This window comes from Allobosea sp. P4_C6 (assembly GCF_056402015.1).
The window spans coordinates 1-846 of the sequence record NZ_JBFUIF010000300.1 but is presented as its reverse complement, the minus strand read 5'-3'; the positions used below and the strand labels follow the sequence as shown (position 1 = coordinate 846).

1 protein-coding gene is annotated in these 846 nt (G+C 62.4%); it reads right to left on the bottom strand.

What is annotated here, in order from left to right:
- Positions 1–73 precede the first annotated feature (73 nt).
- Positions 74–298: a hypothetical protein gene (locus tag AC1DVA_RS28795; protein WP_476808189.1), complete on the bottom strand. Its 225-nt coding sequence runs from the start codon at positions 296–298 to the stop codon at positions 74–76.
- Positions 299–846 lie beyond the last annotated feature (548 nt).

The window sequence follows — 846 nt, the reverse complement described above, 5'->3', positions numbered from 1 at the left end:
GCGCCGGATTGTCGATCGACATGGGGCGCTGTCCGTTTCGGAAGAACATTCGGCAGCGCCGAGCAGGTTCTCACTATTTTGAACCGCTGCCGCTCGGAACGCCTTCGTCAGGCTTTCCCGCCGCGCGCGCGCCGACGCCCGTCATCAGGGCGAGCGCATCCTCATAGACCTTTAYGGCGTCAGCGATCTCCGCCATCTCGCGCTCTTCGTCGCTGTCATTCGTGAAGCCCATAAGTTCCTGGGCGCGCTCGATCGCGGCGTTCATTTCCTCTTCGTCGCGGATCACGAGGCGGGGCATGTCGGCTCAACGATGCGCCCGATTATTCGTTCCGCTCCTGCCGCCCCGAGGATGCCTCATGCCTGCGCATGAAGCGGCGCTCGCGTTCATATTCTTCCGGCTTGTGGCGGCCCTTTTATTCAAGCCAGAGCGACTTGACATTGGCCATTACGGCTTCGCGCGTCCATTCGCGCCCGCGATCATGCCGGTCTGGGGTAGACCGAAGGCTGATGCCCCAACTCCATGGGGCGCAGCGTTCCGGGGTGTTCCCGCTATCGTCGACAATCACGGCGACGCTCGGGCTCGTCATTGACACGCCAGTACGCCTCACAGTCCGGATACGTCTGCTGTCCGCGAACCTGAATGATGAGTCAGGAAACCGCCCTACGATCCGACCGCGCTCCGGGATCTCGTCGCGGAGCCGGAGGACCTGAACGCGACCTTCGCGGCGACCGACAAGCGTGTCCGCAACATGCCGCTGAAGATCCACCTGGTAGCACTTGGCCCGCTGCAACAGAGTAAGGGCGCCCGATAAGTCTATCGGGTGCCCTCTTGGAGCTCTATTGCAA